Origin of the sequence: Citrobacter sp. RHBSTW-00017 (genome assembly GCF_013797615.1) — a bacterium.
GTDB lineage: Bacteria > Pseudomonadota > Gammaproteobacteria > Enterobacterales > Enterobacteriaceae > Citrobacter > Citrobacter braakii.
Window position 1 is genome coordinate 4,647,565 of sequence record NZ_CP056899.1, and the last position, 24,855, is coordinate 4,672,419.

Annotated in this window: 21 protein-coding genes and 2 pseudogenes; 9 read left to right on the forward strand and 14 right to left on the reverse strand. The window is 47.6% G+C overall.

What is annotated here, in order from left to right:
• The first annotated feature begins 325 nt into the window (after positions 1-325).
• Both HV037_RS22455 and HV037_RS22460 read left to right on the forward strand, forming a co-directional pair.
• Positions 326-892: a DNA adenine methylase gene (locus HV037_RS22455; protein ID WP_081051437.1), complete on the forward strand. Its 567-nt coding sequence runs from the start codon at positions 326-328 to the stop codon at positions 890-892.
• Positions 889-1,734, forward strand: a complete 846-nt coding sequence (locus HV037_RS22460) for an 8-oxoguanine DNA glycosylase (protein ID WP_048216955.1) — start codon at positions 889-891, stop codon at positions 1,732-1,734. Before HV037_RS22455 ends, HV037_RS22460 begins: the two co-directional genes overlap by 4 nt.
• Here HV037_RS22460 and HV037_RS22465 read toward each other — a convergent pair.
• The 4 genes from HV037_RS22465 to HV037_RS22480 are packed head-to-tail and all read right to left on the reverse strand — an operon-like array spanning position 1,678 to position 4,502.
• Positions 1,678-2,352, reverse strand: coding sequence for a dehydrogenase (locus tag HV037_RS22465; protein ID WP_223862018.1), 675 nt, complete (start codon positions 2,350-2,352; stop codon positions 1,678-1,680). The two genes, HV037_RS22460 and HV037_RS22465, sit on opposite strands and share 57 nt — an antisense overlap.
• A complete protein-coding gene (locus HV037_RS22470) occupies positions 2,330-2,935 on the reverse strand; it encodes a 7-cyano-7-deazaguanine synthase (RefSeq protein WP_048216956.1) in 606 nt (201 codons plus the stop codon). The genes HV037_RS22465 and HV037_RS22470 overlap by 23 nt, the downstream gene beginning before the upstream one ends.
• On the reverse strand, positions 2,932-4,173 hold the full coding sequence (locus HV037_RS22475; protein WP_081051438.1) for a PfkB family carbohydrate kinase: 1,242 nt from the start codon (positions 4,171-4,173) through the stop codon (positions 2,932-2,934). Before HV037_RS22475 ends, HV037_RS22470 begins: the two co-directional genes overlap by 4 nt.
• Positions 4,170-4,502 carry a hypothetical protein gene (locus HV037_RS22480; RefSeq protein WP_048216957.1) on the reverse strand — a complete coding sequence of 111 codons (333 nt, stop codon included), beginning with the start codon at positions 4,500-4,502 and terminating at the stop codon, positions 4,170-4,172. The genes HV037_RS22475 and HV037_RS22480 overlap by 4 nt, the downstream gene beginning before the upstream one ends.
• 359 nt (positions 4,503-4,861) lie before the next feature.
• Here HV037_RS22480 and HV037_RS22485 point away from each other — a divergent pair, with 359 nt between their 5' ends.
• On the forward strand, positions 4,862-5,467 hold the full coding sequence (locus tag HV037_RS22485) for a hypothetical protein (protein WP_048216958.1): 606 nt from the start codon (positions 4,862-4,864) through the stop codon (positions 5,465-5,467).
• A gap of 284 nt (positions 5,468-5,751) precedes the next feature.
• On the opposite strand, the gene HV037_RS22490 is transcribed toward HV037_RS22485, so the two are convergent.
• On the reverse strand, positions 5,752-5,994 hold the full coding sequence (locus HV037_RS22490) for a hypothetical protein (RefSeq protein WP_048216959.1): 243 nt from the start codon (positions 5,992-5,994) through the stop codon (positions 5,752-5,754).
• A gap of 259 nt (positions 5,995-6,253) precedes the next feature.
• On the opposite strand from HV037_RS22490, the pseudogene HV037_RS24730 reads away from it, so the two are divergent.
• The 5 genes and pseudogenes from HV037_RS24730 to HV037_RS22510 form a co-directional block, all read left to right on the forward strand.
• A pseudogene (locus HV037_RS24730) lies at positions 6,254-6,322 on the forward strand (hypothetical protein); the annotation flags it as partial.
• Positions 6,323-6,423: 101 nt separating this feature from the next.
• Positions 6,424-7,455, forward strand: coding sequence for an IS630-like element ISEc33 family transposase (locus HV037_RS22495; RefSeq protein WP_001752311.1), 1,032 nt, complete (start codon positions 6,424-6,426; stop codon positions 7,453-7,455).
• A 35-nt stretch (positions 7,456-7,490) separates the two neighbouring features.
• Positions 7,491-7,874 (forward strand): annotated as a pseudogene (locus HV037_RS22500) (site-specific integrase); the annotation flags it as partial.
• A gap of 3 nt (positions 7,875-7,877) precedes the next feature.
• Positions 7,878-10,004, forward strand: a complete 2,127-nt coding sequence (locus tag HV037_RS22505; protein ID WP_059347289.1) for an AAA family ATPase — start codon at positions 7,878-7,880, stop codon at positions 10,002-10,004.
• Between the two features lie 2 nt (positions 10,005-10,006).
• A complete protein-coding gene (locus HV037_RS22510; protein ID WP_059347290.1) occupies positions 10,007-11,698 on the forward strand; it encodes an ATP-dependent helicase in 1,692 nt (563 codons plus the stop codon).
• 200 nt (positions 11,699-11,898) lie between these two features.
• On the opposite strand, the gene HV037_RS22515 is transcribed toward HV037_RS22510, so the two are convergent.
• The 5 genes from HV037_RS22515 to ssb1 form a co-directional block, all read right to left on the reverse strand.
• Entirely contained in the window at positions 11,899-12,318 is a 420-nt protein-coding gene (locus HV037_RS22515; RefSeq protein WP_048216962.1) for a hypothetical protein, read from the reverse strand.
• Complete coding sequence (locus tag HV037_RS22520) at positions 12,311-14,344, reverse strand: integrase (RefSeq protein WP_048216963.1); 2,034 nt, start codon at positions 14,342-14,344, stop codon at positions 12,311-12,313. Before HV037_RS22520 ends, HV037_RS22515 begins: the two co-directional genes overlap by 8 nt.
• A complete protein-coding gene (locus tag HV037_RS22525) occupies positions 14,337-15,896 on the reverse strand; it encodes a site-specific integrase (RefSeq protein ID WP_096150258.1) in 1,560 nt (519 codons plus the stop codon). The genes HV037_RS22520 and HV037_RS22525 overlap by 8 nt, the downstream gene beginning before the upstream one ends.
• Positions 15,886-17,133 carry a site-specific integrase gene (locus tag HV037_RS22530; RefSeq protein WP_048216965.1) on the reverse strand — a complete coding sequence of 416 codons (1,248 nt, stop codon included), beginning with the start codon at positions 17,131-17,133 and terminating at the stop codon, positions 15,886-15,888. The genes HV037_RS22525 and HV037_RS22530 overlap by 11 nt, the downstream gene beginning before the upstream one ends.
• A gap of 158 nt (positions 17,134-17,291) precedes the next feature.
• Complete coding sequence (ssb1, locus tag HV037_RS22535) at positions 17,292-17,819, reverse strand: single-stranded DNA-binding protein SSB1 (RefSeq protein WP_016155359.1); 528 nt, start codon at positions 17,817-17,819, stop codon at positions 17,292-17,294.
• A gap of 251 nt (positions 17,820-18,070) precedes the next feature.
• Between ssb1 and uvrA the strand changes: the two genes are divergently transcribed.
• Positions 18,071-20,893 carry an excinuclease ABC subunit UvrA gene (gene uvrA, locus HV037_RS22540; protein ID WP_016155358.1) on the forward strand — a complete coding sequence of 941 codons (2,823 nt, stop codon included), beginning with the start codon at positions 18,071-18,073 and terminating at the stop codon, positions 20,891-20,893.
• A 94-nt stretch (positions 20,894-20,987) separates the two neighbouring features.
• Here uvrA and HV037_RS22545 read toward each other — a convergent pair whose 3' ends face one another.
• The 4 genes from HV037_RS22545 to alr form a co-directional block, all read right to left on the reverse strand.
• A complete protein-coding gene (locus HV037_RS22545) occupies positions 20,988-21,344 on the reverse strand; it encodes an MmcQ/YjbR family DNA-binding protein (protein WP_016155357.1) in 357 nt (118 codons plus the stop codon).
• Between the two features lie 126 nt (positions 21,345-21,470).
• The gene (gene aphA / locus HV037_RS22550) at positions 21,471-22,184 is read right to left on the reverse strand and encodes an acid phosphatase AphA (RefSeq protein WP_003826615.1); all 714 of its coding nucleotides are present in this window, start codon (positions 22,182-22,184) and stop codon (positions 21,471-21,473) included.
• A 249-nt stretch (positions 22,185-22,433) separates the two neighbouring features.
• Entirely contained in the window at positions 22,434-23,627 is a 1,194-nt protein-coding gene (tyrB, locus tag HV037_RS22555) for an aromatic amino acid transaminase (protein WP_103284322.1), read from the reverse strand.
• 129 nt (positions 23,628-23,756) lie between these two features.
• The gene (gene alr / locus HV037_RS22560; protein ID WP_016155354.1) at positions 23,757-24,836 is read right to left on the reverse strand and encodes an alanine racemase; all 1,080 of its coding nucleotides are present in this window, start codon (positions 24,834-24,836) and stop codon (positions 23,757-23,759) included.
• Positions 24,837-24,855 lie beyond the last annotated feature (19 nt).

Below are 24,855 nucleotides of genomic sequence, written 5' to 3' on the forward strand. Positions count from 1 at the left end.
ACATCATTGAGCAGAATAAATTATCTATCACATCTATTCCTGTAACGAGAAAAGTTATTTTTTAAAATCATCACGTTGCTATGCGTTAGTGTGAACAGCTCTGCAATAGAGTTTATAAAAAACGAACTATCAGGTTATTGATTATGTACTTTGTAGTAAAGGAGCGCGAACACCAATATCGATTGAAATTGACATCATCGTCAGAAATGACGATGATTAGTGCATGAGATATCCCGGTGGTAAAGGCAAGTGCTATCAGAGACTCATCAACCTGATGCCAGTGCATGAGACATATATTGAAACCCACCTTGGTGGAGGAGCTGTGATGCGCAACAAACGGCCCGCAGCCCGTAATATTGGAATCGATATTGATCAACAGGTTATTGATGTATGGCGCGGCGGGGATATTCCCTGCGAACTCATTCAGGATGACGCTATAGCGTATCTCAGTACGTTTCCGTATCAGGGTAGTGAGCTAGTTTACGCCGACCCACCCTATGTTCATAGCACGCGTAAACGTAGCAAAATCTATCGTCATGAATATTCAGATGACGATCATCGCCGGCTGCTGCAAGTGCTTGCCAAGTTGCCCTGCATGGTCATGATATCCGGTTACGGAAATACTATCTATGACGAAATGCTCAGCGGATGGCGCTGCGAGCGATTTAACGCCAAGACTCATACGAACGTGCGTGAAGAATGCGTATGGATGAACTTTGATGTTCCTGACAGGTTGCATGACGCGCGATACATGGGCAGCAGTTATCGGGAAAGACAGACTCTGGCCCGCAGACGCACTCGGCTTTATGACCGCATAGAACGAATGGAACCCGCAGAGCGCAACGAACTGATCAACTGGCTGAACGCAACTTATGGTCTGGAGGCTGTATGACACAGCGCGGAGCGGTCTTCATTGGACCGACAATTATCAATCTTGACTTTCCGGCTCCGGAACAGGATATCCTCCCGGGTGTTCAGTGGGGAAGAATTGAGGCGTTCCCATCGCCAGCGTACTGGGCCTATCAAATACTCGCCCGTCGTCTGGAAGTCAACGCCGTCAATTACAAGCTTGGGCGAACGCTCAAAGAGGAAGTGGGTGCCTGCCTGCTGGGTGGACACGGCATACCAGCTGCGATAGGCCTTGCCGCATTCAATAAGCTGAAGGATTGCGGTGCGTTTGATGCTCAGCCACCATCTGAAGCCACTCTTTACGAATGGCTATCAGAGCCCATTAAAACTGGTAAAAAATCAGTACGTTACCGCTTCGCTCGGCAAAAATCGCGCTATCTCTCGGTTGCGCTAAACAGGCTGGATGTAGAGATGCCGCCGACGGATTCGGGCCGTGCTCTCAGAGACTGGCTGACCTCCATTCCCGGTATTGGTCATAAAACGGCATCATGGATAGCACGTAACTGGCTCTGTGCGGATGATGTCGCTATTCTGGACATTCACATCCTGAGGGCGGGACTACTTGCAGGTTTTTTCCCGGGAGACCTTACTGTTGAACGTGACTACCTGAAGCTGGAACAAATCTTTCTGAAGTTCAGTGAAGCTATGGGCGTAAAAGCATCTGAGCTGGATGCGCTTATCTGGTATGAAATGCAGGCCTCTTCCAGTACAGTGTTCAGTCTTATCGAAAACATGCGCGGCCAGCCTCTTGCGAAATTGCGCCCCCGTTCATCGCGAGCCAAAAACCGCCAGTCCGGTACCAGCCAGACGACCTTCCAGTTTTAATCCGGAGCACCAGTCATGGCCTGTAATGCCCAGCGGGCAAAAATTGCATTCCAGCGCTTCGGCAACAAGCGCCATCTGCCCTACAAGAACACCGGAATCGCGCCAAACAAGGCTATCAGCATCTGAATATTTTGCTGACGTTTTTCCTGGCTCAGCGATAAGTCTGACAATAATTCCGCTCTGGATATCAATTACCGGCAAAAGCTCATCGCGTATTTCGAATCGGGTCTGCTCAGGGATCCGAAGCGGTGCCAGCGCATGCATGTCAGGCAGATACAGCTGCCACCCATCCCGTTCAGGGAGGGAAAGAACAATGTGAATAGGATGTATGGCCCCGGCGGAGGGCACGGGGCGTTGAGTTAGTGGAAAGCCATAGCCTGAATGTCCCACAGCCATCACTCTGCCGGTTAGCCATAGCCAGTGAGATAGCTGGACCTGACTGACGTGGCTGAAGTTTCGCTGTGTTCTACGGGTTTCGATCACGTCATTCAATCCGGGAAGCACTGCATTCTCCGAAGGAGGCGGCAGAAAAAACGGATCTCCGGCGGGCCAGTTAACGGGTTGATAGCTGAGTGGCTGTTCACGGGGAACAGGACTAGCGGGAACGGTCCAAGTCATATCCGACATCATCCAGAACCTGAAAATACTTATTGCACCCCCGGCAGTTGCCGCATGGGATGTTTGCCTTATGGCAGCTATGGGCCCAAGCGAGGCCACCTGGCGTAACATCTGAAATTCTGATCAGCTCAGAGGTTGATAACGTAATTGCCGGAGCTTCGACAACCATGCCTCCTTCCTGAAACGACATAAGCTCACTGATTCTGCTGATGAAGCCTATAGTACCATCTAGATGCGTTTCATCTGACTTCACTGTGCCGATCCACAGGTGCGTGACGCCAAGCGTTATTGCCTTCATGGCCGCCAGAGAGATGAGCATCTGGTTACGATACGGCCACCAATCGCTCGATGGTGCATTCGGATCCGTAGCGGTACCAGCCATATCTCCTGATCCCAGCGAACGGCAGTCAATGCGTATAATGTGATGCTCAATTCCAAGGGTCTCACAGGTGGCAGTGGCAGCTTTAATTTCGGCATTGGCGGCTTGCTGACCGTAGTCGAGTGTCAGTGCTATATCCGGGCGTTTCCACCAGGCAATAGCAATGGAGTCCATTCCGCCAGAAAGTAAGAGTGCGGTTTTCATTTTTGAGCGGCCACCCAGAGCGTTTTATAAATTGCTGTGACGTAATCTTTGCTCAAGATACATCCTGATCCTTCCATCATTTTCTGATCCTCTTCCGATTCGTTCTCGGCATAGAACACCACCGGAGTGCCTAGCGCCCGCGCGTAACCGACTTCATAGATGGTGCCGGAGTCGAGCGCATCGCCTATTGCAAAAACGATGTCGGCCTGCCGTATCGCATCAAGATCCTTTTCGACTACTTCTTCTGCGGGTCCGTGTCCAACCATGTGATAGGGGGAAAAAACGTCCAGCCCAAGATCGCTCAGGTTCCGTCGCGCTTGCTCAACAAGCCAGAGCTGTGCCAAGGTAAAGAAGGGGCCAGCCAGATAGACTTTTCTGTTGCCACCCTCAATAAACGCCTGAGAAAGCTTGATGGGGCTGGGACTGAAAGCAGCCAGCCCTTCTGCTGAAGGAAAAAGCCCACTTTCGCAGTAACATGCGGTAGCAAGTGAGGCGTAATTCGCAGCATCGTGGGCTGTTTTTTTGTTCAGCATCCACTCACGGGAAAAATAGGCTACGAATGCGTCACCAGAGCCAATTTTGTTGACCCGACTTGTCTCATAGGCAGGGATATAGGATATGTTACCTTTATCGCAGATGAGTGCACCAGCTGGGCCCTGCTTGATAATGATGACTTCGGCATGACCGCTTTCGTAAAGAAACTCTGCATGCTCTCTGTCGGATAATTCGCGCTGGCCACTGAGGGACTTCGCCTCATAGCGGTTAAGGATCAAAGCGAGGTGCTTTGCTCTGGATCCGTTTGCTGTGAATGGCTCCGGGTTGGTCACATTCTGGGGGTCATATACTGCGTATTCCGCGTCTATTACAGCGGATCCCTCCAGCATTCCATAGCGTAGAACACAGGGCGCTTTCACTGTAATGACCGGGTAAGGGGTGTCCGGGTAATTGAAAATTCGAGGTTCCGCCAGCCCATGCTCATAATGGAATATGACGGATTCACGTACTTCATTCGTATGAAGCGTGAAGTTTTCAAAACAGGCGCGTTCTCGAAGAACCGAATTGACTATTTCATCAGCGTAGGTGTACAAATCAACGTTTACACCGAGCGTTGCCAGTGCTGATGCCGCCCTTCCCGCTGAACCGTAAACCTGGTGATTTCCTGGATGAAGGCTAATTTCATGATATGTACCGCCTGCAATAGTGATGATCTCCGTACTGAACGTTTTGCTGTTGCTCATATCGCGTACACACTGACCCTGACCTGACCACCATTAATGGCGGTTACTTTGGCAACGTAGGTTGTACCATTACTCATACAGTCACGGAGGCGCTGGATGTAGGGAGAAGCGATACCCCCAGCCTGCAAACCGTTGTGCATAGCAACCGTTAGCAGAGTTCCGTTTGAATTGATTTGCATAATCCCCATAATCACGCCGACTGACAGCTGCGCTACGACCTGCGGATCGGGCGAACTTAGCTGAGTATCAATCGTAAGTTTTTCACAGGTCACTTCAAAATCATCCTGACCGAACTGGCCGCCAAAGCTACCCCCACCAGAGCCTGACATAGACACCTCGCGTTACAATTATTAATATATTTGATATTTGTATATCAATAAAATTTGTCGGTGTATAGAAAAATTGTTTGCTTTATGTGCAGGTATCAGGTGTTATTTTTTAACTAACATTAATCATGATTTGTCTTGATAGTCATCTCGGTAGTGTCAGCCTAAGGCCCTTCGAGCAGACCTCGTCGTGAGGACAGAAAGTGCCTATAATTACAGCACCGCCTCAATTAATTTATTGAATAAATTGCCTTTTACAGATAAAGCAATCGTTCTTCGGGATAAAACTTCCGTTGCCCTAATTAAACATGTATTCTACCCGGCTGGGCTTTTTCCAGCGAAAAAACGCGGAGTTAGCACACATGAAGCGGAAAAACAGAGTATTCACCTCCCTTTCGCGCCGTAAACGCCGCGCTAAAACCCGAGAAATCAAAAACCTTATCCACCGTGAACGGCATCGCTGTGGTGGTATATTCTATGACGAGTGCGATATAGATGAGGCATTTGCATGCGGAAACTGGAAGTGGAGCGACATACTTTTCTTGGGAAGAGACTCTGCGGTTTTCTGGAATGCGGAGATAATTACGGCCAGTGTAGAATTTAGTGATAGAGTCGAATCAATCGCATTCAATGAAGCATGGTCGATGCTGGATGATGGCGAACGGTTCTGTGATTTGTGCAATAAACCAGCACTCTCCGAATTCGCAGGGCTGACATGGATGGAATATATTGAGAAGCGAGAACAGGAAATAGCCCGAGAAAACCCACCAGTAGTTCACAGTGGTTATCGTATCCTACCCGGCTATGCAAATGGTATTGGTTTGCAGATTATCGTTGATGTTGATGTTTTGAGCCGTGACGTCATTGAATCCGCTATCGCAGATTTCATTACGCGAGGTGAGCGAGAATGGGTCTCGAATGAACCAGCGTACACCAAGGTATTTCAAGAAACTTCCGCTGTAGATTAGAAGGAAAATATCGAGTCTTGAGAGAAAAATACCATTACAGATAAAGTAGTTAATTAAATTATAAGCATCCCGGTAAGCCAACACATAATATGTATATTGAGAGCTTTAACGAAGATTTCGCTACGAATATCTGAATGAACGCGGTTCAATGTTATTGTACATAAAATGATTAATGCATGATGACAATCACCGACAACACTCAGCGCTGGATTCTCTGCCCCTCCTTCTAAATTTTCAGCAGGTTGGAAGAACATAAAAACCTTTCGGAACAGCGTGAAAAAAAATCAGAGCTGCTCTTTACCTGTTGGTAAACCGAAGCCAATTTTTGGGTGAAGATTAACTGCGGAAATTCCTTCCAAGAGAGTATCCAAGGAATACATTTTCAGTTCCGTATGGCCAATGATGATGCAACCATATTGGTCTTTAATATCAATAACATCATTTGCACCTAAGCCAAATTTTTTCATACCAAACTCCGGGACTCTAACCATCGGGCTGCTCCTCCATTTTTCAATAATAAGAACCATTATAGCCCCCTCATGGGTATCCGCATACAGAGTTTCGATAATCCTGCAAGTGTAGCAGTGAGCTGAATCACTGGACTAAAAGTCATATAGGATCCCTCTTGAGCACATCCGTACAATAATGCTCACATATCATTGATTAAAATATATTTTTAACTAAAACTGAATACCAGACGTTGATGTGCTGTAGCGGGGTACTTACAGTCTGATTGATGTCAGCTTTGTATAAAATAAGCGTCAAAGATGGTTGCCAGAACAGCCAAGGTTACTGATGATTACGGGTGTAAGAACCATCGAATTACGTGCTGCATTATGGTCGGAATTTGATCTAAATAGCTGCGCGGAATAGTAGATCACTGAAAGGGAACTCAGCCCGGATTGTGCGATCTGATCAATCGCCAAACCAACCAAAATCACCAACCGGACTGAGCGATGCCGATCATAGTACCAATACCCCGTGGCGAACGACGCCTGATGCAGAAAGCTATTCATAAAACGCGTGATAAAAATCATGCCCGCAGACTCACGGCCATGCTGATGCTTCATCGGGGTGAACGGGTCAGCGATGTTGCCAGAACTCTCTGTTGTGCCCGTTCATCCGTTGGTCGCTGGATTAACTGGTTTACGCACTCAGGTATTGAAGGCCTGAAATCCTTACCCGCAGGGCGCTCCCGACGCTGGCCTTTTGAACATATCTGCACCCTGTTACGTGAGCTGATAAAGCATTCTCCCGGCGATTTTGGTTATCAACGTTCACGCTGGAGCACCGAATTACTGGCAATAAAAATCAATGAGATAACCGGTTGCCAGTTACATGCAGGAACCGTTCGCCGCTGGTTGCCATCTGCGGGGCTTGTATGGCGCAGGGCCGCGCCAACTCTGCGTATCCGTGACCCACATAAAGATGAAAAGATGGCGGTAATCCACAAAGCGCTGGATGAATGCAGCGCAGAGCATCCGGTATTTTATGAAGATGAAGTGGATATCCACCTTAATCCTAAAATCGGTGCGGACTGGCAGTTGCGCGGACAGCAGAAACGGGTAGTGACGCCGGGGCAGAACGAAAAATACTATCTGGCCGGCGCACTGCACAGTGGCACGGGTAAAGTCAGCTACGTGGGCGGCAACAGCAAAAGTTCAGCGCTGTTTATCGCTCTGCTGAAGCACCTGAAAGCCACTTACCGGCGGGCGAAAACAATCACGCTGATCGTTGATAACTACATTATCCATAAAAGCCGCGAAACACAGCGCTGGTTGAAAGCAAATCCCAAGTTCAGGGTAATTTACCAGCCGGTTTACTCGCCGTGGGTGAATCATGTGGAACAGCTATGGCAGGCACTTCATGACACGATAACCCGTAATCATCAGTGCCGCTCAATGTGGCAGTTACTGAAAAAGGTCCGCCATTTTATGGAAACCGCCAGCCCATTCCCCGGAGGAAAACATGGTCAGGCAAAAGTGTAGCGGTATTAGGCGCAGCTATTTAGGTAACGCTTCCTGCTGAAAGGATAAAAATGCGCAGGCTACACCTTGTGCCTTTATCGACTCAAGCGTTAGATTTACTCAATGAACTCAAAATGATGGCAGGGAACTATCGTTATGTTTTTCCGAGGCGGAATGATCCGAACAAATCGATGAGTGAAGCGAGCATTAATCAACTAATCAAGCGAATAGGTTATGGTGGACGACCTACCGGCCATGGGTTTCGACATACTTTTTCAACAGTATTGCATGAAGCAGGGTTCAACCGTATTTGGATAGAGTTACAGTTTGCTCATGTTGATAGAAATAGTATCCGCAGAATATATAACCATGCTAATTATATCGAAAGCCGAATAGATATAATGCAATGGCATTCGAATAAAATTAACCAGAAGAATTAATAAATGTATATTAAAAACTTATCAATACGTAATTTTAGAAATTTTCAAAGTACGAAGTTGAACTTTAAGAAGGAATGTGTGAATACGATAGTTGGAGAGAACTCATCAGGTAAAACAAATGTTTTTGAGGCTATGAGATTAATACTAGATGATTCTCTCCCATATTATAAAAGATTCCTTACTGAAAGAGATTTTCACAGAGGATGTTTGCCGGTTTTTGGTCAATGGATATTAATCAGTTTGGAGTTAGGTGACATTTCTGGAGATGAGGAGTCTGAAATTTTATGTCAATTAAATACGACAGTTGATGCGGGTGGTACAGGTCGAGTAACATACATATATCGACCTCAATTCCATATTAGAGAGAAACTTTTTAATTTATCATCTATTGCAGACTTGCAAAAAAGGAGAGAGGCATATGATAAGTTGCTAAAGGAATATATTATTGATAAAACGACCTACGAGGCCTGGACTGTTTATCAAGGAACCTGTGATTTCTCCGATGAAAATGAATATGTCAGGATTGCTGGTGATTTTTCAAACTTCATTTTCCCAAATCCTTCTGTAGAATATATAGATTTATTAGGAAATAGGCAGCGTGGATATAATTTACTAGACCATATTAGTTGCACATACGCAAGGGCGCTGAGGGATGTTGTTAGTGAGTTAAAAAATAATAGATTCAATCCATTCCAAAAACTATTGGATTTCATCTCTAAAGATATTTCAAATGATGAAGAGCTCACAAGTAATATTATAGACGTAAATAATAAGATATCAACAATATCAGAGGTTAGAAAGCTTTCTACAGGTATTCTAACATCCATTACTAATGCTGTCGGCTCTACTTATTCCCCCTTAGTAAATATTTCATCAGAACTTCCTAGTGACGTCAAAGATCTTGTGAAGGTTTTACAGCTCAAAGCAGGAGATTCGTTGAGTGATGGGTACACGGCTGATTTATCCGAAATGAGCTTGGGTGGAGCTAATTTAATATATCTTGCTCTTAAATTGTATGAGTATGAAGAAGGGGTGAGTAAGAATCTATTGTCAAACTTCCTGATCATAGAAGAACCTGAATCGCATATTCATACTCATATTCAAAAAACACTTTTCAGTAATTTAAAAAACAAAAAAACTCAAGTTTTTATTTCCACGCATTCAACACACATCTCATCAGTCTCTAATATATCATCAACTAATGTTTTGGTGAAAAAACTTGGATACACTCAAGCTTGTTCTCCTTCCTCAGGCCTCGATGAACCAACGATCAATAAGATAGAGCGTTTTCTTGATGCGATACGTACAGATATTTTATTTGCTAAAAATGTGATATTAATTGAGGGGGATGCAGAGGAAATTCTAATACCTCATTTAGTAAAAAACTCTTTCGGTGTAACACTGGATGAGTTAGGAGTATCTCTTATTTCTGTGAGAGGAACCGGGTTTGAATTACTCTCATCGCTTTTTCATCCATCGAGAATAACTAAAAAATGCGCAATACTCACGGATGATGATATTAATATCTATAACGAAGATAAACCGGAGTACATCACTCAGGTAATGTATGATGATGCCATTTCCTCAGAAAAATCAGGGAAAGAGAGAGTTGAGGCGTTAAAGTTATTAACTGCAAATAATAATCTTCTCAAAGCATATTTTACAAAACATACCTTTGAAATTGATTTAGCTCTAAGCGGTTCAAAAAAATATTTTGAGATAATAGCACGAGAATCGTTCGAAAAAGATTTTTATTTAACTCCTTACTTAGATGCTTTCCAATCTTCTGACGATACGAAAATTGGTTCCTTTGCTTTAAAATTGGCAAATAAACATAAGAAAGGTTGGTTTGCAATGAAAGTTGTTGAGAAACTTGACCACAATTTCCCTATCCCTATGGCTTTGTGTAAAGCACTTGGATTTACCAGCGATTTTAATAAGTTAACTCTCGCAAGAGTGATTAAATATAGGTGTGATTATTACACTAAAACTTTAGGTGATAATATAATCGAAGTGGCTTTCTCAGATGATAGCCTTGAATATATTGTTGACAATATAGAACCAGTTTTGGATATTTTCAAAGGACACTATAGCAATGATCCTTTAGTGCATCTTTTAATGGAGGCGTAATAATGGACGATGAAAAAAAAGAATTATTAAAGATCAAAAAAAATCTTTTTGTCTCTGCTTGCCCAGGCGCAGGGAAAACTAAGTTTCTTTTGGGTATGCTTGGCGATAATATTAGGTGTGACTCAGGGTTTAAGTGGCATATAGTTCTTACACATACTAATGCTGCCGCCGATGAAATAAATTTACGATTAGATAACCAAAACATTCTAAATGATAGAGTTTGGTGTGGAACAATACATTCATTTTTACTCGAGTGGGTGGTAAGAAAATATGCGGGGGCAATGGCTAGAACAAAAGATGGAGTAAGGTTAATATCTGAGCGTGAACATCGTGACTTAATACGTAAGATTGAGAAGGAAAAATTCCCCAGTACAAGATTAAAATTTAAATGGGATGAATATGGTGATCCTCATGTTGAGCCATTTTGTTTATTAAATGAGCCTGAAAAAATAATTGATGCTCAAAAAAACGAGGCAATAGTGTGTGAGGAATATGAAAAAAATAAGATAGATGCAAGCCTCATAGATTTTAACGACATATTAACTCTTAGCCTGGAATTTTTGACTCAAAACGAGAAGATCGCAGAGTATTTATCGAAACTTATAGGTTATATTTACTTGGATGAGTCTCAGGACACTAGTTATATCCAGTTGGAAGTTCTTTCATTTATTACAAGATATAATAAAACAATAGTTCTTGTTGTGGGTGATAATGATCAAGCTATATATCAAGATCTTGGTGTGTCTATAAAAGATGAAGTTAGTATTAAGAAAATACTCAAACTCGATGAGTTGGAGGTAAGGCAACTTACGGGATGTTACAGATCTACAAAATCATTAGTAGATTACTATAAAAAATATTCTTATTCGAAATCGAATATAGAATCTATCCGTGAGGATTTAGGTAAGTCACCTATTATTAGACACACGTTGCAAACTGATTTGGCCGGTAGGGTGATGAATCTTATTGAGGCATATAATAAGTCTAAAGGTAGTGTTGAGAGTTTGGCTATAATAGGTCCGAATAGATATTACTTAAATGATCTTATCAATAGTATTTATGAACGTTCAAATGAGTTTGTATTTGATTTTTATTCAACCAATCCTTTGTATACATTGAAAGATACCATTTATAATGATCTTGTTCGTCTTGTGTTGCTTGATGTGTCAGTTAATAATTACAGAGCCAGACATGCGTTATGCATTTCTATAAAAGACAAACTTCCTGAATTTGATGGTTTATCTTGTAGTGACTTGAAAAAAGCAGTAAAGCAATTCAATACAAAGCGAACTGTTTTTATTCTTTGGTTAAAAGATTTTTATGAGTTCCTTTTATCTGCTTTACCTCATTCTCCAAAAATAAATTCTGATTATTTGATCTGTCAGTCCAATCTTTCAGCTTTTCCAGTAAAGGCTGACATAATTTCAATACGAAAAATAATAAATAAAGAGGCTAACGTTGTGAAAGTGACAACAATACATGGTTGTAAGGGTGAAGAATACGATTATGTAATATCTATTGGATATCATGATCAAGTTGTTCCCCATTCTTCGGCGGTTGAAAAGGGTGCTGAATACTCAGAAAGCATCGCAAAAAGATTAATGTTCGTTGCATTTTCGCGCGCTAAAAATCACATGAATATATATATCGATGACCGGAGAGTTGTTAGCCCTTATTTTATAGCTGATACTTGACTTGAAGAGAAACAGTGTTCTTCTGTTTTTCATATGTACCACAGCGCGCAATGCTCTGCCCGCTAAAGGGGCCGCTTTTAATGCAGATGCAATAGCGACCTCAGACCGTACCAGAGATAGCACTGTAAATAGAACGACTCACTTTTAAATATCGTCCGGTTGTAGTAGTCAACTAATTATGGCCACTACAAACTCAATAACTATCTTTTTTCTCCGTCAGTACGCTCACGGTCAATCTTTGTCAACGATGCATTAAGTTGATGTTCTGTCATTCCATGTTTGTATGCATTGTATTGCCAGATTACAAACTGCTGTTTGTACCTCCGGTTTTCTTCTTTAAGCTCTTCGATTTCACTTCCAAGATTCACAATCCTGGCGGCTGCAATATTCAAACTAGCTGGGCGCGGATTTTTGCGGCCCCTGCCTTTCAGCGCCTCTTTTTTTGTTTGATAGGCAGTCACTATTGCCTCATGTGCATTAAGGGATTGCCTTGATGGTAACTTTCCTACCAATGGCTCTGCCGCCTCACAGATTGCTAACCAAGACAATTTTGGTTCTTGCCATCCTCGAATTAGGTTCACGATGGAATCAATATCTCTATTATTCAGATGTTTAGCCAAAACCACCTCCTAGAAAAGTTGTCAAATCATCTAACATCACAGCTTCTTCGCTTGCTTTTCCTTTCTGCTCAATGGACTCAATGGACTTCTTTTCTGCAACACGCCGAAGCTGACTGAAATCATTGCCCCGAAGCTTAATCTGCGCACCATTTTCAATATCTGGCTCTTCTAAAATAGCGACTAACTCCCGAAGTCTGGTGACGGTTTTCTTGTGGTACTGATACCAGCGATCAGCCCCCATCTCGCCGCTTGCCACAGCCGTTTCGGCAAGCGAAAACAATCGTTCCGACTTCACCAGCCGTCTTTTAATTCGATCTAATTTTTCTGTATCATCGCCCTTGATACAAACCTGCTCAATACAATTGACGCAATCTCGGAACTTCTCACAGGGGCTCATGGTGTAGTCATGTACACAGTAGCCATACTCCGTCACATGGACTGAGGAATGCTCTAATGTATTGAATTCCTGCATAGTCACGGGCAAATGCTTTGCCACCTCGCCGACAGGCCCAAATAGCGCTTTTGTGGGGTCTAGGCGTTCAGCCATACCAACCAGCTCGTATTCGGTCATGTGGTTGTAAGTTCGATTCTGCTTAACATCGGCCCGCCCTGACCACTTGGCAATTTCCAGGTTTGACAGTCCGCCGCGCTGGGCAATGGTGTTGAGCAGGTGCCGTGCCTGATGCGAGGTCATTTTAACCCGTTCTCCGTTTTCAGCACGATAACCATGGCGATCAAAGATGCTGGCATGTTTTCCATCCAGAGCCTCACGAGGCACCAGATCATTGTTGCAGAAGTTATTGGTTGGCTTATGTAATTCAACCGGTAGGCATCCTCGGTTTCCGTGGAGCTGATTAGCATTTAGTGCAAACAAGGCATTGCTGTACTTAATTTCCTTGTCTTTATCAAACCACGGAAAGTCAACGGGCAAACGCGCCATAGTATGCTGCCACAGGCTGTTTAACGTATGTACATAATCTTCTTTAGCTAAACGTCGATTACCAAGAGACGACCTACACGTCTTTTTTGAGTCATGTGCGAAACCTAGCGCCATACAAGCCTGCTCCATCGTCAATGGCTCATCATCAGCGATATCGGGGCAGCTAGCATGTCGGTAAAACTTATTCGGGTGTTTCTCAATCCACTTGGCCAGCTGACGGGCATCCTCTGACAACTTTTTCGCTCTGGCGATGGCTGTTTTAGCAACTGAGACCATCACCGTTGGTATCCATTTGATATCGCCCTCGTAGCCTTTTCCTGAGAAAAAACGCCAGCCATAGCGTTCTATCCCTTCACGATCCGTTTCACACACCTCGCAATCCACAGGCAGAGCTAACACTTCAGTAATGCGTGAAGGTGCTGACATCAACATGGCAAAAACCGATGTTGTAAATATGTCTCGCTCATGAATTGGGTCATTGGCAAAAATTTCCGCCAACGCATTAAGAGCAATATCACTCGGAAGTTTCTCTTCCCTATTTTTCTTCGCCTCTCGGCCTGTTTTGTTCTTGTCCTCTACACGCTTAATTGGATTGACCCAATTTTGCATAGCACTTGATACAAGCTGGTTTTCAGTTAAAAACTTAGCCAGCCGCTCAATCTCACGGCCGCAATGATATGCTGAACCATCGGAGTAGTGCTGCCTTGCCAATTCAGCTGCTTCGTCCAGGACAGAAATCGATATGCCATCAATATTTGCGTTCCCGTTTACTTGAAGCAAAGCCGCTTCGACCGAACGGAGAGCCTTACTTTCATTCTTTGTCCCCGTGGGATGATGCCCCTGCTGGTAACGGAAATAGGCTTTGGCGAAATCAATGAACTCAGGGTTTTGTACCTCTCCCTGCATGGGCTTTCGCGTAATAATACCTAACTTGGAAAACACAGTTATGTTTGGCCAAACAGCATCTTCCCAATTTAGATCAGAACCGAATACAGTCAATTGATCTCGGCACTTGGATATGAATGCTTCAAGGTTTTCTGCTGCTGCCAGTGTAGCCTTTGGCTTGAACAGGAAAAGCTCAGCCATTGGTTATTTCCCCCTGTGGACTAAGCTCTTCGCGACGTTTTACACAACGTATGATCACATCTGCCACAGCGATAATGCTGCGATCAAGTACGGCAGCAATCTGTATGTCGCCAGTTATCTCTTTCACCCGTTCACGCTCGTTGAGCAGACCCTCATAGACCTCCTCATGTGGGCCATCCAGCCAAGGCTGGAAATGCATGCAGGTGTAGCAAGGAATAGGAATATTGGCACCACAAAAGCCATGTTCTCCACAAGTACCAACACCCTGGCCCATCTCGGTCCGAATACGACTGGTAGGATCGTTACCTCGATGCGCGTCCCTCTCTGAATCGACAAGTACCCCGACAAAGGCCTGAGCGTATGGTGCCAACTGGAAGCCAACCGCCTCATCAAGCTTTTTCACATGTTCGGGGATATTCTTAATGTAAACGCCTGCGTTTTGGGTGTCCGTATGGTCAAGCAGTTCCGCAATCACCAACTCGCCAAAGCCTTCCCGGGCAGCTCGTGTGCCCGTGGTATAACGAAAACGACGAGCATTGATATGCAATAGCTCACCGGTTCGTTCCGACCGGATATCGGACTTTTCTACGATGTACTGAAGTGTGTAAGTTATCTCTGCTGCGGGGATGTGGAGTTTGTCGGTAGCAAGCAGTTGGCGGAATTCATAAGGAGATTGGACGGCAGCTAACACATTAAGATCCGGAAACAGAGGAATTTGCTGCCGATCATCTTCCTGCAATTCAAACCCCAGACGCTTCTCAACCAGTGCAATTGCATTCCTTGCCTGAGCATTCAGGATAGCCCATAGTTCAAGTGATATCGCGAAGGGCTTGAAGTTTGTTCGAAAAGTGCTGCTGCGCTGTTTAGCTCGCGGCACATTCAACACATAGAAGGGTTCTCCTTTACCATTTTTGCCACAAAGGACATCGACCACACGAAGTAACGATATTTGGATGGGACGACGTCCCGTATGACTGATACAAAGTGTCATAGCCAACTCAGCTATCGTAATTAAGCTCTTTTCATAAGCCCGAATAGCCCCCTCATTAACTGCTGTCAGCTCATTATCCGTCAGAGGCCCCTCTCGAGGATCCATGCGCTTAACCGCATCCCCCTTACGATTACCCTTTAGCGTCCAGCCATCTAGCAATCGGATCACCTCCTTACTGATGCCGGGATAGCCCAGTTCGTGCCAGGATCGAAGAAAGCCACGGATAGTTGCCAGATACCATTCTGTTGCAGGCGACAGCATCGACCGATAATTAATCAATACAATATCAGTAATTTCTCTCGCGCCAGTCTTTCGCAGCATGTGCTGAAACCGTTCAAAAATATTTTTTGTATGAGAAGAAGAACGATTGGAAGCATAAAACGCCAGTGTCCGCAGGCAGCCATCTAGCGACCCATCTGGCAAGTAATAGTGAATATCAGCAAGGTTAATAGTGATATTTCTATCCAATGTCCACGATGTGTCATACAGCAGAAAAGAGTAGCCATTGGCGCTAGCACGGATTTGCTCGGATGCTAATGCAGATAAGGAGTTATTCGTCATCATTCTTCATGTCCTCTGGCAAGCGGGTGCCGCTACCTTCTTGTAATGCCAGAGCGGCCTCAAAACCTTTTTGCCGAATGAAGCGTTTGTTGTAAGTCGCTGCGGTTCCTGAGCCATCCCTCCAGCCCATTAAATACGAACGGAGTTGTTCTTGGCGTTCCTCGCTGACTTGCTCATCCATGGCATCCATTCTTTCTGAAAACTTGCGATTCCAGGTGTGACGGAGCGAGTGCCCTGTCGCTGCATACAACTGCGGTGATACAGTCCTGACCACAGAAAAAATTTTGTGGTATCCCCCTTTGGAGATAGGATTTCCCACAGTTGGCCCTGGCTTGTAAGTTACAAACAGGTAGTCATTTTTCTTCGCATTTCGGACTTTCCGGCGGTCTTGAATGATATAACTATGCAGTTCTTGAACTAAGGATTCAGCCAACGGTAAGAGCCGTTCTCTGGTTTTAGCATTAGGCTGATTGGTTCTAGAGTCAACCCGCTCATCTGCTCGCCTAACGATACGGATCCTGTTAGTACTAAAATCAACATCCTGTATTCTGATATTCAATAATTCACCACCTCGAATACCAAGATAAAACAGAAGCAAGATCATCAGCCGATTCCGGCGCTGCACATCTATTGAGAAAGGATTTGACTCCGATCCAGGCTGGATGACTTCAAATAGCGAATCCAATTGAACATCACTCAATGACCTGTCTTGCAACTCACTGCTTCTGTGCTTTTTAGACGGTCGGCGCGTCTTTATTTGCTGCGCCATAGCATTGATCTGTTCGACAACTTCCAGTTCTGCCGTCTTTAAGATATGCATCGCATACCAGTGTAAATAGTTGGCAAACGTTGTCAGCCGGGAATGCTGTGTCCCGTTATCAACGGTATCGGTCATCACATCTGCCAACCAAGGGGTAGAGGACGCTATTAATGGCCTCTTTCCTTGTTTGCACTGAGCAAAATCTCGCAGATCGTCCAGCTCATGTGGTCTGAAGAAGTCCTTGGTCAAAAACCGCTGCTCAAGGTCAATGTCTCGACTCTCTACAAAGCTTAACAACATAACAAGGTTGCTAGCCGCCGCCAACATCGTTGAAAAAGCATCCCCTCTATTGCGGATTTGAGTTGTTAGAAACAGAGTGGGGTAATACAGGGGAAGGCCAGAAGAACGATCCACCACCATGCAGTAGCGCTCACCACTATCCATAACAAATTTTGTAACCCCGTAGAGTTTCTTCATGCGCACACAACCAACAAACTTTACATAATTGCAAGGTGAACGATGCACCAAAGATTGTCAATTAATGCTTGACGATTTTCCAAGCTCAATAAATAAAAAACCCCTGAATTAACAGGGGGCTGTGTATTTATTCTTTACAAATAACTCTCAGGTCAACTCTAGAACGGAATATCGTCGTCGAAATCCATCGGCGGCTCATTAGACGGCGCTGCCGGAGCCGACTGCTGCTGCGGGCGAGACTGCGCGCCGCCGCTGAACTGATTGCCACCTTGCGGCTGCTGAGGCTGACCCCAACCCCCCTGCTGCTGGCCGCCACCTGCCGGAGCCCCACCACCCTGACGACCGCCCAACATTTGCATGGTGCCGCCAACGTTAACCACAACTTCAGTGGTGTACTTTTCTACGCCGGATTGATCGGTCCATTTGCGGGTACGCAGCTGACCTTCGATATAGACCTGGGAACCTTTACGCAGATATTCGCTGGCAACTTCCGCCAGTTTGCCGAACAGCACCACACGGTGCCATTCAGTCTGCTCTTTCATTTCGCCGGTCGCTTTATCACGCCAGGATTCGGAAGTAGCCAGCGTAATGTTGGCAACTGCGCCACCATTCGGCATATAGCGTACTTCCGGGTCCTGGCCCAGATTACCGACGAGAATCACCTTGTTTACGCCTCTGCTGGCCATGATCGTGTCTCCTGAAAAACGTTACTGAATAAGTGTAAGCGCGGGATTGTAGCATTTCCAATAGCGCTTTTACTACGTTGCGAGATCGATTCCAGTAAACAACCCCAGACAGACATTGTTGCACAGGCATCTGCGTTTTGCATTCCAATACTGTATATCCATTCAGGTCAGGTTGTGTCATAATTAACCGTTTGTGATCGCCGGTAGCACCATGCAGCCAGGCAAAAAAGCGTTTAATCCGGGAAAGATGAATGGATAAGATCGAAGTTCGGGGCGCCCGCACCCATAATCTCAAAAACATCAACCTCGTCATCCCGCGCGACAAGCTGATTGTCGTCACCGGGCTTTCGGGCTCAGGCAAATCTTCGCTCGCTTTCGACACCTTGTATGCCGAAGGGCAGCGTCGTTACGTTGAATCCCTTTCCGCGTACGCGCGTCAGTTTCTGTCGCTGATGGAAAAGCCGGATGTCGACCACATTGAGGGGCTGTCTCCCGCCATCTCAATTGAACAAAAATCGACATCCCACAACCCGCGATCCACGGTAGGTACGATTACCGAAATTCACGACTATCTGCGTCTGCTGTTTGCCCGCGTTGGCGAACCGCGCTGCCCGGATCACGATGTTCCCCTGGCGGCCCAGACCGTTAGCCAGATGGTGGACAACGTTCTGTCGCAGCCGGAAGGCAAACGTCTGATGCTGCTGGCGCCGGTGATTAAAGAGCGTAAAGGCGAGCATACTAAAACGCTGGAAAACCTGGCAGGCCAGGGCTATATCCGCGCCCGTATCGACGGTGAAGTGTGCGACCTTTCCGATCCGCCCAAGCTTGAACTGCAAAAGAAACACACTATTGAAGTGGTGATTGACCGCTTTAAAGTACGCGACGATCTCACCCAGCGACTGGCTGAATCCTTTGAAACCGCGCTGGAACTGTCCGGTGGTACGGCGGTGGTCGCCGATATGGACGATCCGAAAGCGGAAGAGTTGCTGTTCTCCGCCAACTTCGCCTGTCCGATCTGCGGCTACAGCATGCGCGAGCTGGAACCACGTCTGTTCTCGTTCAATAACCCAGCGGGTGCATGCCCGACCTGTGACGGTCTCGGCGTGCAGCAGTATTTCGATCCTGACCGGGTGATCCAAAATCCGGAACTGTCGCTGGCCGGTGGTGCTATCCGCGGCTGGGATCGCCGTAACTTCTATTACTTCCAGATGCTTAAGTCACTGGCGGAACACTATAAATTCGACGTCGAAGCCCCATGGGCCAGCCTGAACCCTGCCGTGCATAAAGTGGTGCTGTACGGTTCCGGCAAAGAGAATATCGAATTTAAATACATGAACGATCGCGGCGATACATCCGTACGCCGCCATCCGTTCGAAGGCGTATTGCACAATATGGAGCGCCGTTATAAAGAGACGGAATCCAGCGCGGTACGTGAAGAATTAGCCAAGTTCATTAGCAACCGACCGTGCGCCAGCTGTGAGGGGACGCGTTTACGCCGGGAAGCCCGCCACGTATTTGTCGAAAATACGCCGCTGCCCGCGATTTCCGACATGAGCATCGGTCACGCCATGGATTTCTTCAACAACCTGAAGCTTGCGGGTCAGAGAGCGAAGATTGCAGAGAAAATTCTCAAAGAGATTGGCGATCGTCTGAAGTTCCTGGTCAACGTCGGCCTCAACTATCTGACGCTGTCGCGTTCAGCAGAAACGCTCTCCGGCGGCGAAGCCCAGCGTATTCGTCTGGCAAGCCAGATCGGCGCAGGTCTGGTCGGCGTAATGTACGTGCTGGATGAACCGTCTATCGGTCTGCATCAGCGCGATAACGAGCGTCTGTTGGGTACGCTTATCCACCTGCGTAATCTGGGCAATACCGTCATTGTGGTTGAGCACGATGAAGACGCGATTCGCGCCGCTGACCACGTCATCGACATCGGCCCCGGCGCGGGCGTTCACGGCGGCCAGGTGGTTGCCGAAGGTACGCTAAAAGATATCATGGCCGTGCCTGAGTCGCTGACCGGCCAGTACATGAGCGGTAAGCGCAAGATTGAAGTGCCGAAACAGCGCGTGGCGGCAGACCCGGAAAAAGTGTTGAAGCTGACCGGCGCGCGCGGTAACAACCTGAAAGATGTCACGCTGACGCTGCCGGTTGGTTTATTTACCTGCATTACCGGTGTTTCCGGTTCGGGTAAATCGACGCTAATTAACGACACGCTGTTCCCGATTGCGCAGACGGCGCTGAACGGCGCCACGCTGGCTGAACCCGCGCCATATCGTGATGTTCAGGGCTTGGAACATTTCGACAAAGTGATCGACATTGACCAAAGCCCGATTGGCCGTACGCCGCGCTCTAACCCGGCAACCTACACCGGCGTGTTTACGCCAGTGCGCGAACTGTTTGCCGGCGTGCCGGAGTCGCGTGCGCGCGGTTATACTCCGGGTCGTTTCAGCTTTAACGTCCGCGGCGGACGCTGTGAAGCTTGTCAGGGCGACGGCGTGATCAAAGTCGAAATGCACTTCTTACCGGATATCTACGTGCCGTGCGATCAGTGTAAAGGCAAACGCTATAACCGCGAAACACTGGAGATTAAGTACAAGGGCAAGACTATCCACGAAGTGCTGGATATGACGATTGAAGAGGCGCGTGAGTTCTTCGATGCCGTTCCGGCGCTGGCGCGTAAGCTGCAAACGCTGATGGACGTGGGTCTGACGTACATCCGACTGGGTCAGTCCGCCACCACGCTCTCGGGCGGTGAAGCGCAGCGCGTGAAGCTGGCGCGTGAACTGTCCAAACGCGGTACCGGGCAAACGCTGTATATTCTCGATGAACCGACCACCGGTCTGCATTTTGCGGATATTCAGCAACTGCTGGACGTGCTGCATCAACTCCGGGATCAGGGCAACACCATCGTAGTGATTGAGCACAATCTGGACGTGATAAAAACCGCTGACTGGATTGTCGATCTCGGTCCGGAAGGCGGCAGCGGCGGCGGGGAAATTCTGGTTTCAGGCACACCAGAAACAGTCGCTGAGTGTGAAGCCTCACACACGGCCCGTTTCCTCAAACCACTGTTGTAATCATGCCGATGGCGCTACGCTTATCAGGCCTACAAAATATGCATAATTGCTTGTAGGCCGGATAAGGCGCTGGCGCCTCATTGCGGAAAACAGATCAGGACTGCGCCAGTATCCGGCGTTTATCTTCCGGCAGCGTGTTTACGGCCTGCTGATAAGAGGCGTCTACCAGGTAGTAGATTTGCGAATCCGGCAGCGAGCCGTCCAGATACACCGTACTCCAGTGCGCCTTATTGAGATGCCGGCTTGGCCGTACATCGCTATGCTGCTGACGTAACAACTCTGCCAGTTCCGGGCTGGTTTTCAGTGACACCGCCGGGCGTTCTTCCACCTCTTTTACCATGGCAAAAAGCACATCTTCGACTTTGATTTGTGTGGCCTTCCAGTCACTGTGTACGCTCTGCTCGGCGCCCATTTTTGCCATGCAGTATTGCAGCAACTCCGAATTTGTCATCTTAATTCCCCTTACCAGCATATTGCCTAATGAGAACATCTTTTATTCAGTGTGCAGCAAGTCCGCAAAAGGTAAAAGCAGGTAACGCAAATTTGTTTAAAAAAACAACAACCGCAAGCAACATCCTCAATACTCCGAGTTGACGATCACCTCTTCACCAAACGCGCCGGCCTGTGGTAACGGTTTATAAGTGGAGTTAGAAGCGCGTAAAATACGAATACCGCGAATACCCACATCTCGGGCGGCGGTAATGTCATTATCAGAGTCGCCGTAGAACATGCGGATATTTTTATCCTGCAGCCACTGCGTTTTCGTATTCTGGCCCGGCTTATCACCGGCAAAAATGACCGGGTTCATATTGCCGGCCGGGATGTGAAAGTTATCGGACAGCGTTTTCGACACCGTTTCGGTCTTCGTCTGGCTACGCCCGGTTACGAAAAAGATGCTGTCGCCGCGACGCACATGCATATCAATCAACTGACGCGCCACTTCTTTCGGAATGCTGAATTCGTCCCAGCCATTGTTCATTTTTTCCCAGAAGGCCGGATTTTTCAGGTAATCCTCACTGTCCGGAGAATACGTTTTTTTTCCGCGCCAGAAGCCTGGGCTGGAAAAGAGGACGGTGTCATCGATATCAAACCCGACGGCCATCGGCGGGCGTCCGGTCAGGCTGTTTTCAATTTGTGCCACGGAGACCCAGTGAATGGGTGCCTGCTCAGCGAGTTTTGCAACGTTGGTGCCTGGATTAAGCTGAGAGGGAGAGGAAACTAACGCCTGGGCCGGCTGATTTAGCGTGAACAATAAACAAACGGCACTCAGTGCCAACGTAAACTTGCGCATATTTTTCCCTAAGTAGTCAGTTAGTTATCATTTTTTTATTAACAACTGGTCAAAAAACTATCTGACCTTACCCCTTAGGGGGAGGGAAAGGAAGGATTTTCTCTGGTTTTGTCCTGGAAAAAGAGCATGATCACATTGGAAAACAGACCAATAGCACGGTGAAAGAAAGTAGGCCGGATAAGGTGATTACACCGCCATCCGGCAATACAATGCCTGATGGCGCGACGCTTATCAGGCCTAAAAACCCGGTTACATGACGGCGGCAAATGCCTTCGCCACGCGTTGCACGTTACCGTGATTCAACCCGGCCACGCACATACGACCGCTGGCTATCAGGTACACACCGAACTCATCGCGCAGGCGATCGACCTGAGCAGCGCTGAGCCCGGTATAGCTGAACATCCCGCGCTGTTGCAGCAGGTAATCAAAGTTACGACCAGGGATCTCCGCATTCAATACGTTAACCAGCGCCTGGCGCATCGCCAGAATACGGGTACGCATCTCTTCGACTTCCGCCAGCCAACTGGCTTTCAGCGCGTCATCACCCAACACTGCGGCCACGACCTGCGCACCAAAGTTTGGCGGGCTGGAATAGTTACGACGCACCGTCGCTTTTAGCTGCCCCAGAACGCGGCTGGCGGCATCAGCGTCTTCACAGACCACTGAAAGTCCGCCGACACGCTCGCCGTACAAAGAGAAAATCTTCGAGAATGAATTGCTGACCAGTGCAGGCAATCCGGCGCTGGCAATGGCGCGGATCGCATAGGCATCGTCTTCCATTCCACCGCCGAAACCCTGGTAAGCAATATCCAGGAACGGGATCAGATCGCGAGCTTTCAGGATCTCAATGACACCATCCCACTGCGCGGGGGTTAAATCCGCACCCGTCGGGTTATGGCAGCATGGATGCAACAGTACGATGCTGCGCGCCGGTAAGGTGTTCAGCGTGGCCAGCAGGTCGTTGAAACGCACGCCATTGGTGGTGTTATCATACCAGGGGTAAGTACTTACTTCGAATCCAGCACCTTCAAAAATCGCGATGTGGTTTTCCCAGGTCGGATCGCTGACCCACACGCCAGAATCAGGGAAATAGCGTTTCAGGAAGTCTGCGCCAACCTTTAGCGCACCGGAGCCGCCCAGCGTCTGAATCGTTGCGACGCGCTGCTGCTGGAGAACCGGATGATCTGCGCCAAACAACAGCGGCGCAATAGTATGGCGATAAGTGTTCAGACCTTCCATCGGCAGATACAGCGAAGCGCCATGCGGTTTGGCATTCAGTCGGGCTTCCGCTTCTGCCACCGCTTTGAGCTGAGGAATAATGCCGTCTTCGTTGTAGTACAGACCGATGCTGAGGTTCACTTTGTCGCTACGTGCATCGTCTTTGAAACGCTCCATGAGCGATAAAATCGGGTCGCCAGCGTAGGCGTCAACTTTTTGAAACACGTGTGGTTCTCCAGGTTTACAGGCAGGGGTTAAGAACACAATAAACCGGAAGCGGGAGAAGATCGAGAGGATGTTGAGAGGAATATTGCCGGATGGCGGCGTAACCGCCTTATCCGGCACATCATGAACTTAATCGATGTACTTCATTGCCACCCTTGAGGTCAGGCGCGTGATAAGTTCGTAAGCACTTACTTTCGTCATTTCAGCAATGCGTTCAACGGGCAGGCCCTCACCCCACAGGATAACCGAATCGCCGGCTTTGTCCTGCGCCTCGGGACCTAAATCGACGCAAATCATATCCATCGCGACGCGACCGACGATCGGCACTTCACGGCCATTGACCAGTACCGGTGTCCCAGACGGCGCAGCGCGCGGATAACCATCGCCATAGCCCATCGCCACCACGCCCAGACGCGTGTCGCGCTCGCTCAGCCAGGTTCCACCATAGCCAACCGGCTCGCCCGCTTTGTGTTCACGCACCGCAATCAGGCTGGAAGTGAGCGACATCACCGGCTGGCAGCCAAAATCGGCACCGATAGAGTGGTTTTCCAACGGCGATACGCCATACAGAATCAGCCCCGGACGCGCCCAGTCGAAGTGAGACTGCGGCCACAGCAGAATACCTCCCGACGCGGCTATCGAACGCTGACCCGGTTTACCTGCGCAAAAGCTATTGAAGATATCGAGCTGCTTTTCGGTCGCGCCGCACTCAGGCTCGTCCGCGCGCGCAAAGTGGCTGACGATATTGACCGGCTGGCGCACGTTTTCACATTGCGTCAAGCGCTGATAAAACGCCTCGGCCTGCTCCGGACGCACGCCCAGGCGGTGCATTCCCGTGTCGAGCTTCATCCAGACGGTGACCGGTTCAGCCAGTACCGCGGCTTCCAGAGCTTCAAGCTGCTCCTGGTTGTGGACGGCAGTATGCAGACGCTGCGCGGAGATAGTCGGCAGATCGGAAGCATCAAAAAATCCTTCCAGCAGCAGGATGGGCTGCGTGATCCCTCCCGCTCGCAACCGCAGGGCTTCTTCAAGACGAGCGACACCAAAAGCGTCCGCATCGGGGAGCGTTCGCGCGGTCTCTAACAGACCATGGCCGTAAGCGTTCGCTTTCACGACCGCAACCAGTTTACTGGCTGGAGCCAGTTCACGCAGACGTTGCAGGTTGTGTCGCAGAGCGCGGCGGTTAATGACTACAGTTGCCGCTTGCATTTGTATTCCTTGATAAGTA

Coding starts and splice junctions, on each gene's coding strand:
- HV037_RS22460 (WP_048216955.1), top strand. CDS start 889: ATGACACAGCGCGGAGCGGTCTTCATTGGACCGACAATTATCAATCTT.
- HV037_RS22510 (WP_059347290.1), top strand. CDS start 10,007: ATGGACGATGAAAAAAAAGAATTATTAAAGATCAAAAAAAATCTTTTT.
- HV037_RS22485 (WP_048216958.1), top strand. CDS start 4,862: ATGAAGCGGAAAAACAGAGTATTCACCTCCCTTTCGCGCCGTAAACGC.
- HV037_RS22475 (WP_081051438.1), bottom strand. CDS start 4,173: ATGAGCAACAGCAAAACGTTCAGTACGGAGATCATCACTATTGCAGGC.
- aphA (WP_003826615.1), bottom strand. CDS start 22,184: ATGCGCAAGTTTACGTTGGCACTGAGTGCCGTTTGTTTATTGTTCACG.
- HV037_RS22470 (WP_048216956.1), bottom strand. CDS start 2,935: ATGAAAACCGCACTCTTACTTTCTGGCGGAATGGACTCCATTGCTATT.
- HV037_RS22520 (WP_048216963.1), bottom strand. CDS start 14,344: ATGGCTGAGCTTTTCCTGTTCAAGCCAAAGGCTACACTGGCAGCAGCA.
- HV037_RS22465 (WP_223862018.1), bottom strand. CDS start 2,352: ATGACTTGGACCGTTCCCGCTAGTCCTGTTCCCCGTGAACAGCCACTC.
- uvrA (WP_016155358.1), top strand. CDS start 18,071: ATGGATAAGATCGAAGTTCGGGGCGCCCGCACCCATAATCTCAAAAAC.
- HV037_RS22490 (WP_048216959.1), bottom strand. CDS start 5,994: ATGGTTCTTATTATTGAAAAATGGAGGAGCAGCCCGATGGTTAGAGTC.
- HV037_RS22525 (WP_096150258.1), bottom strand. CDS start 15,896: ATGACGAATAACTCCTTATCTGCATTAGCATCCGAGCAAATCCGTGCT.
- alr (WP_016155354.1), bottom strand. CDS start 24,836: ATGCAAGCGGCAACTGTAGTCATTAACCGCCGCGCTCTGCGACACAAC.
- HV037_RS22545 (WP_016155357.1), bottom strand. CDS start 21,344: ATGACAAATTCGGAGTTGCTGCAATACTGCATGGCAAAAATGGGCGCC.
- HV037_RS22495 (WP_001752311.1), top strand. CDS start 6,424: ATGCCGATCATAGTACCAATACCCCGTGGCGAACGACGCCTGATGCAG.
- ssb1 (WP_016155359.1), bottom strand. CDS start 17,819: ATGGCCAGCAGAGGCGTAAACAAGGTGATTCTCGTCGGTAATCTGGGC.
- HV037_RS22480 (WP_048216957.1), bottom strand. CDS start 4,502: ATGTCAGGCTCTGGTGGGGGTAGCTTTGGCGGCCAGTTCGGTCAGGAT.
- HV037_RS22455 (WP_081051437.1), top strand. CDS start 326: ATGCGCAACAAACGGCCCGCAGCCCGTAATATTGGAATCGATATTGAT.
- HV037_RS22505 (WP_059347289.1), top strand. CDS start 7,878: ATGTATATTAAAAACTTATCAATACGTAATTTTAGAAATTTTCAAAGT.
- HV037_RS22530 (WP_048216965.1), bottom strand. CDS start 17,133: ATGAAGAAACTCTACGGGGTTACAAAATTTGTTATGGATAGTGGTGAG.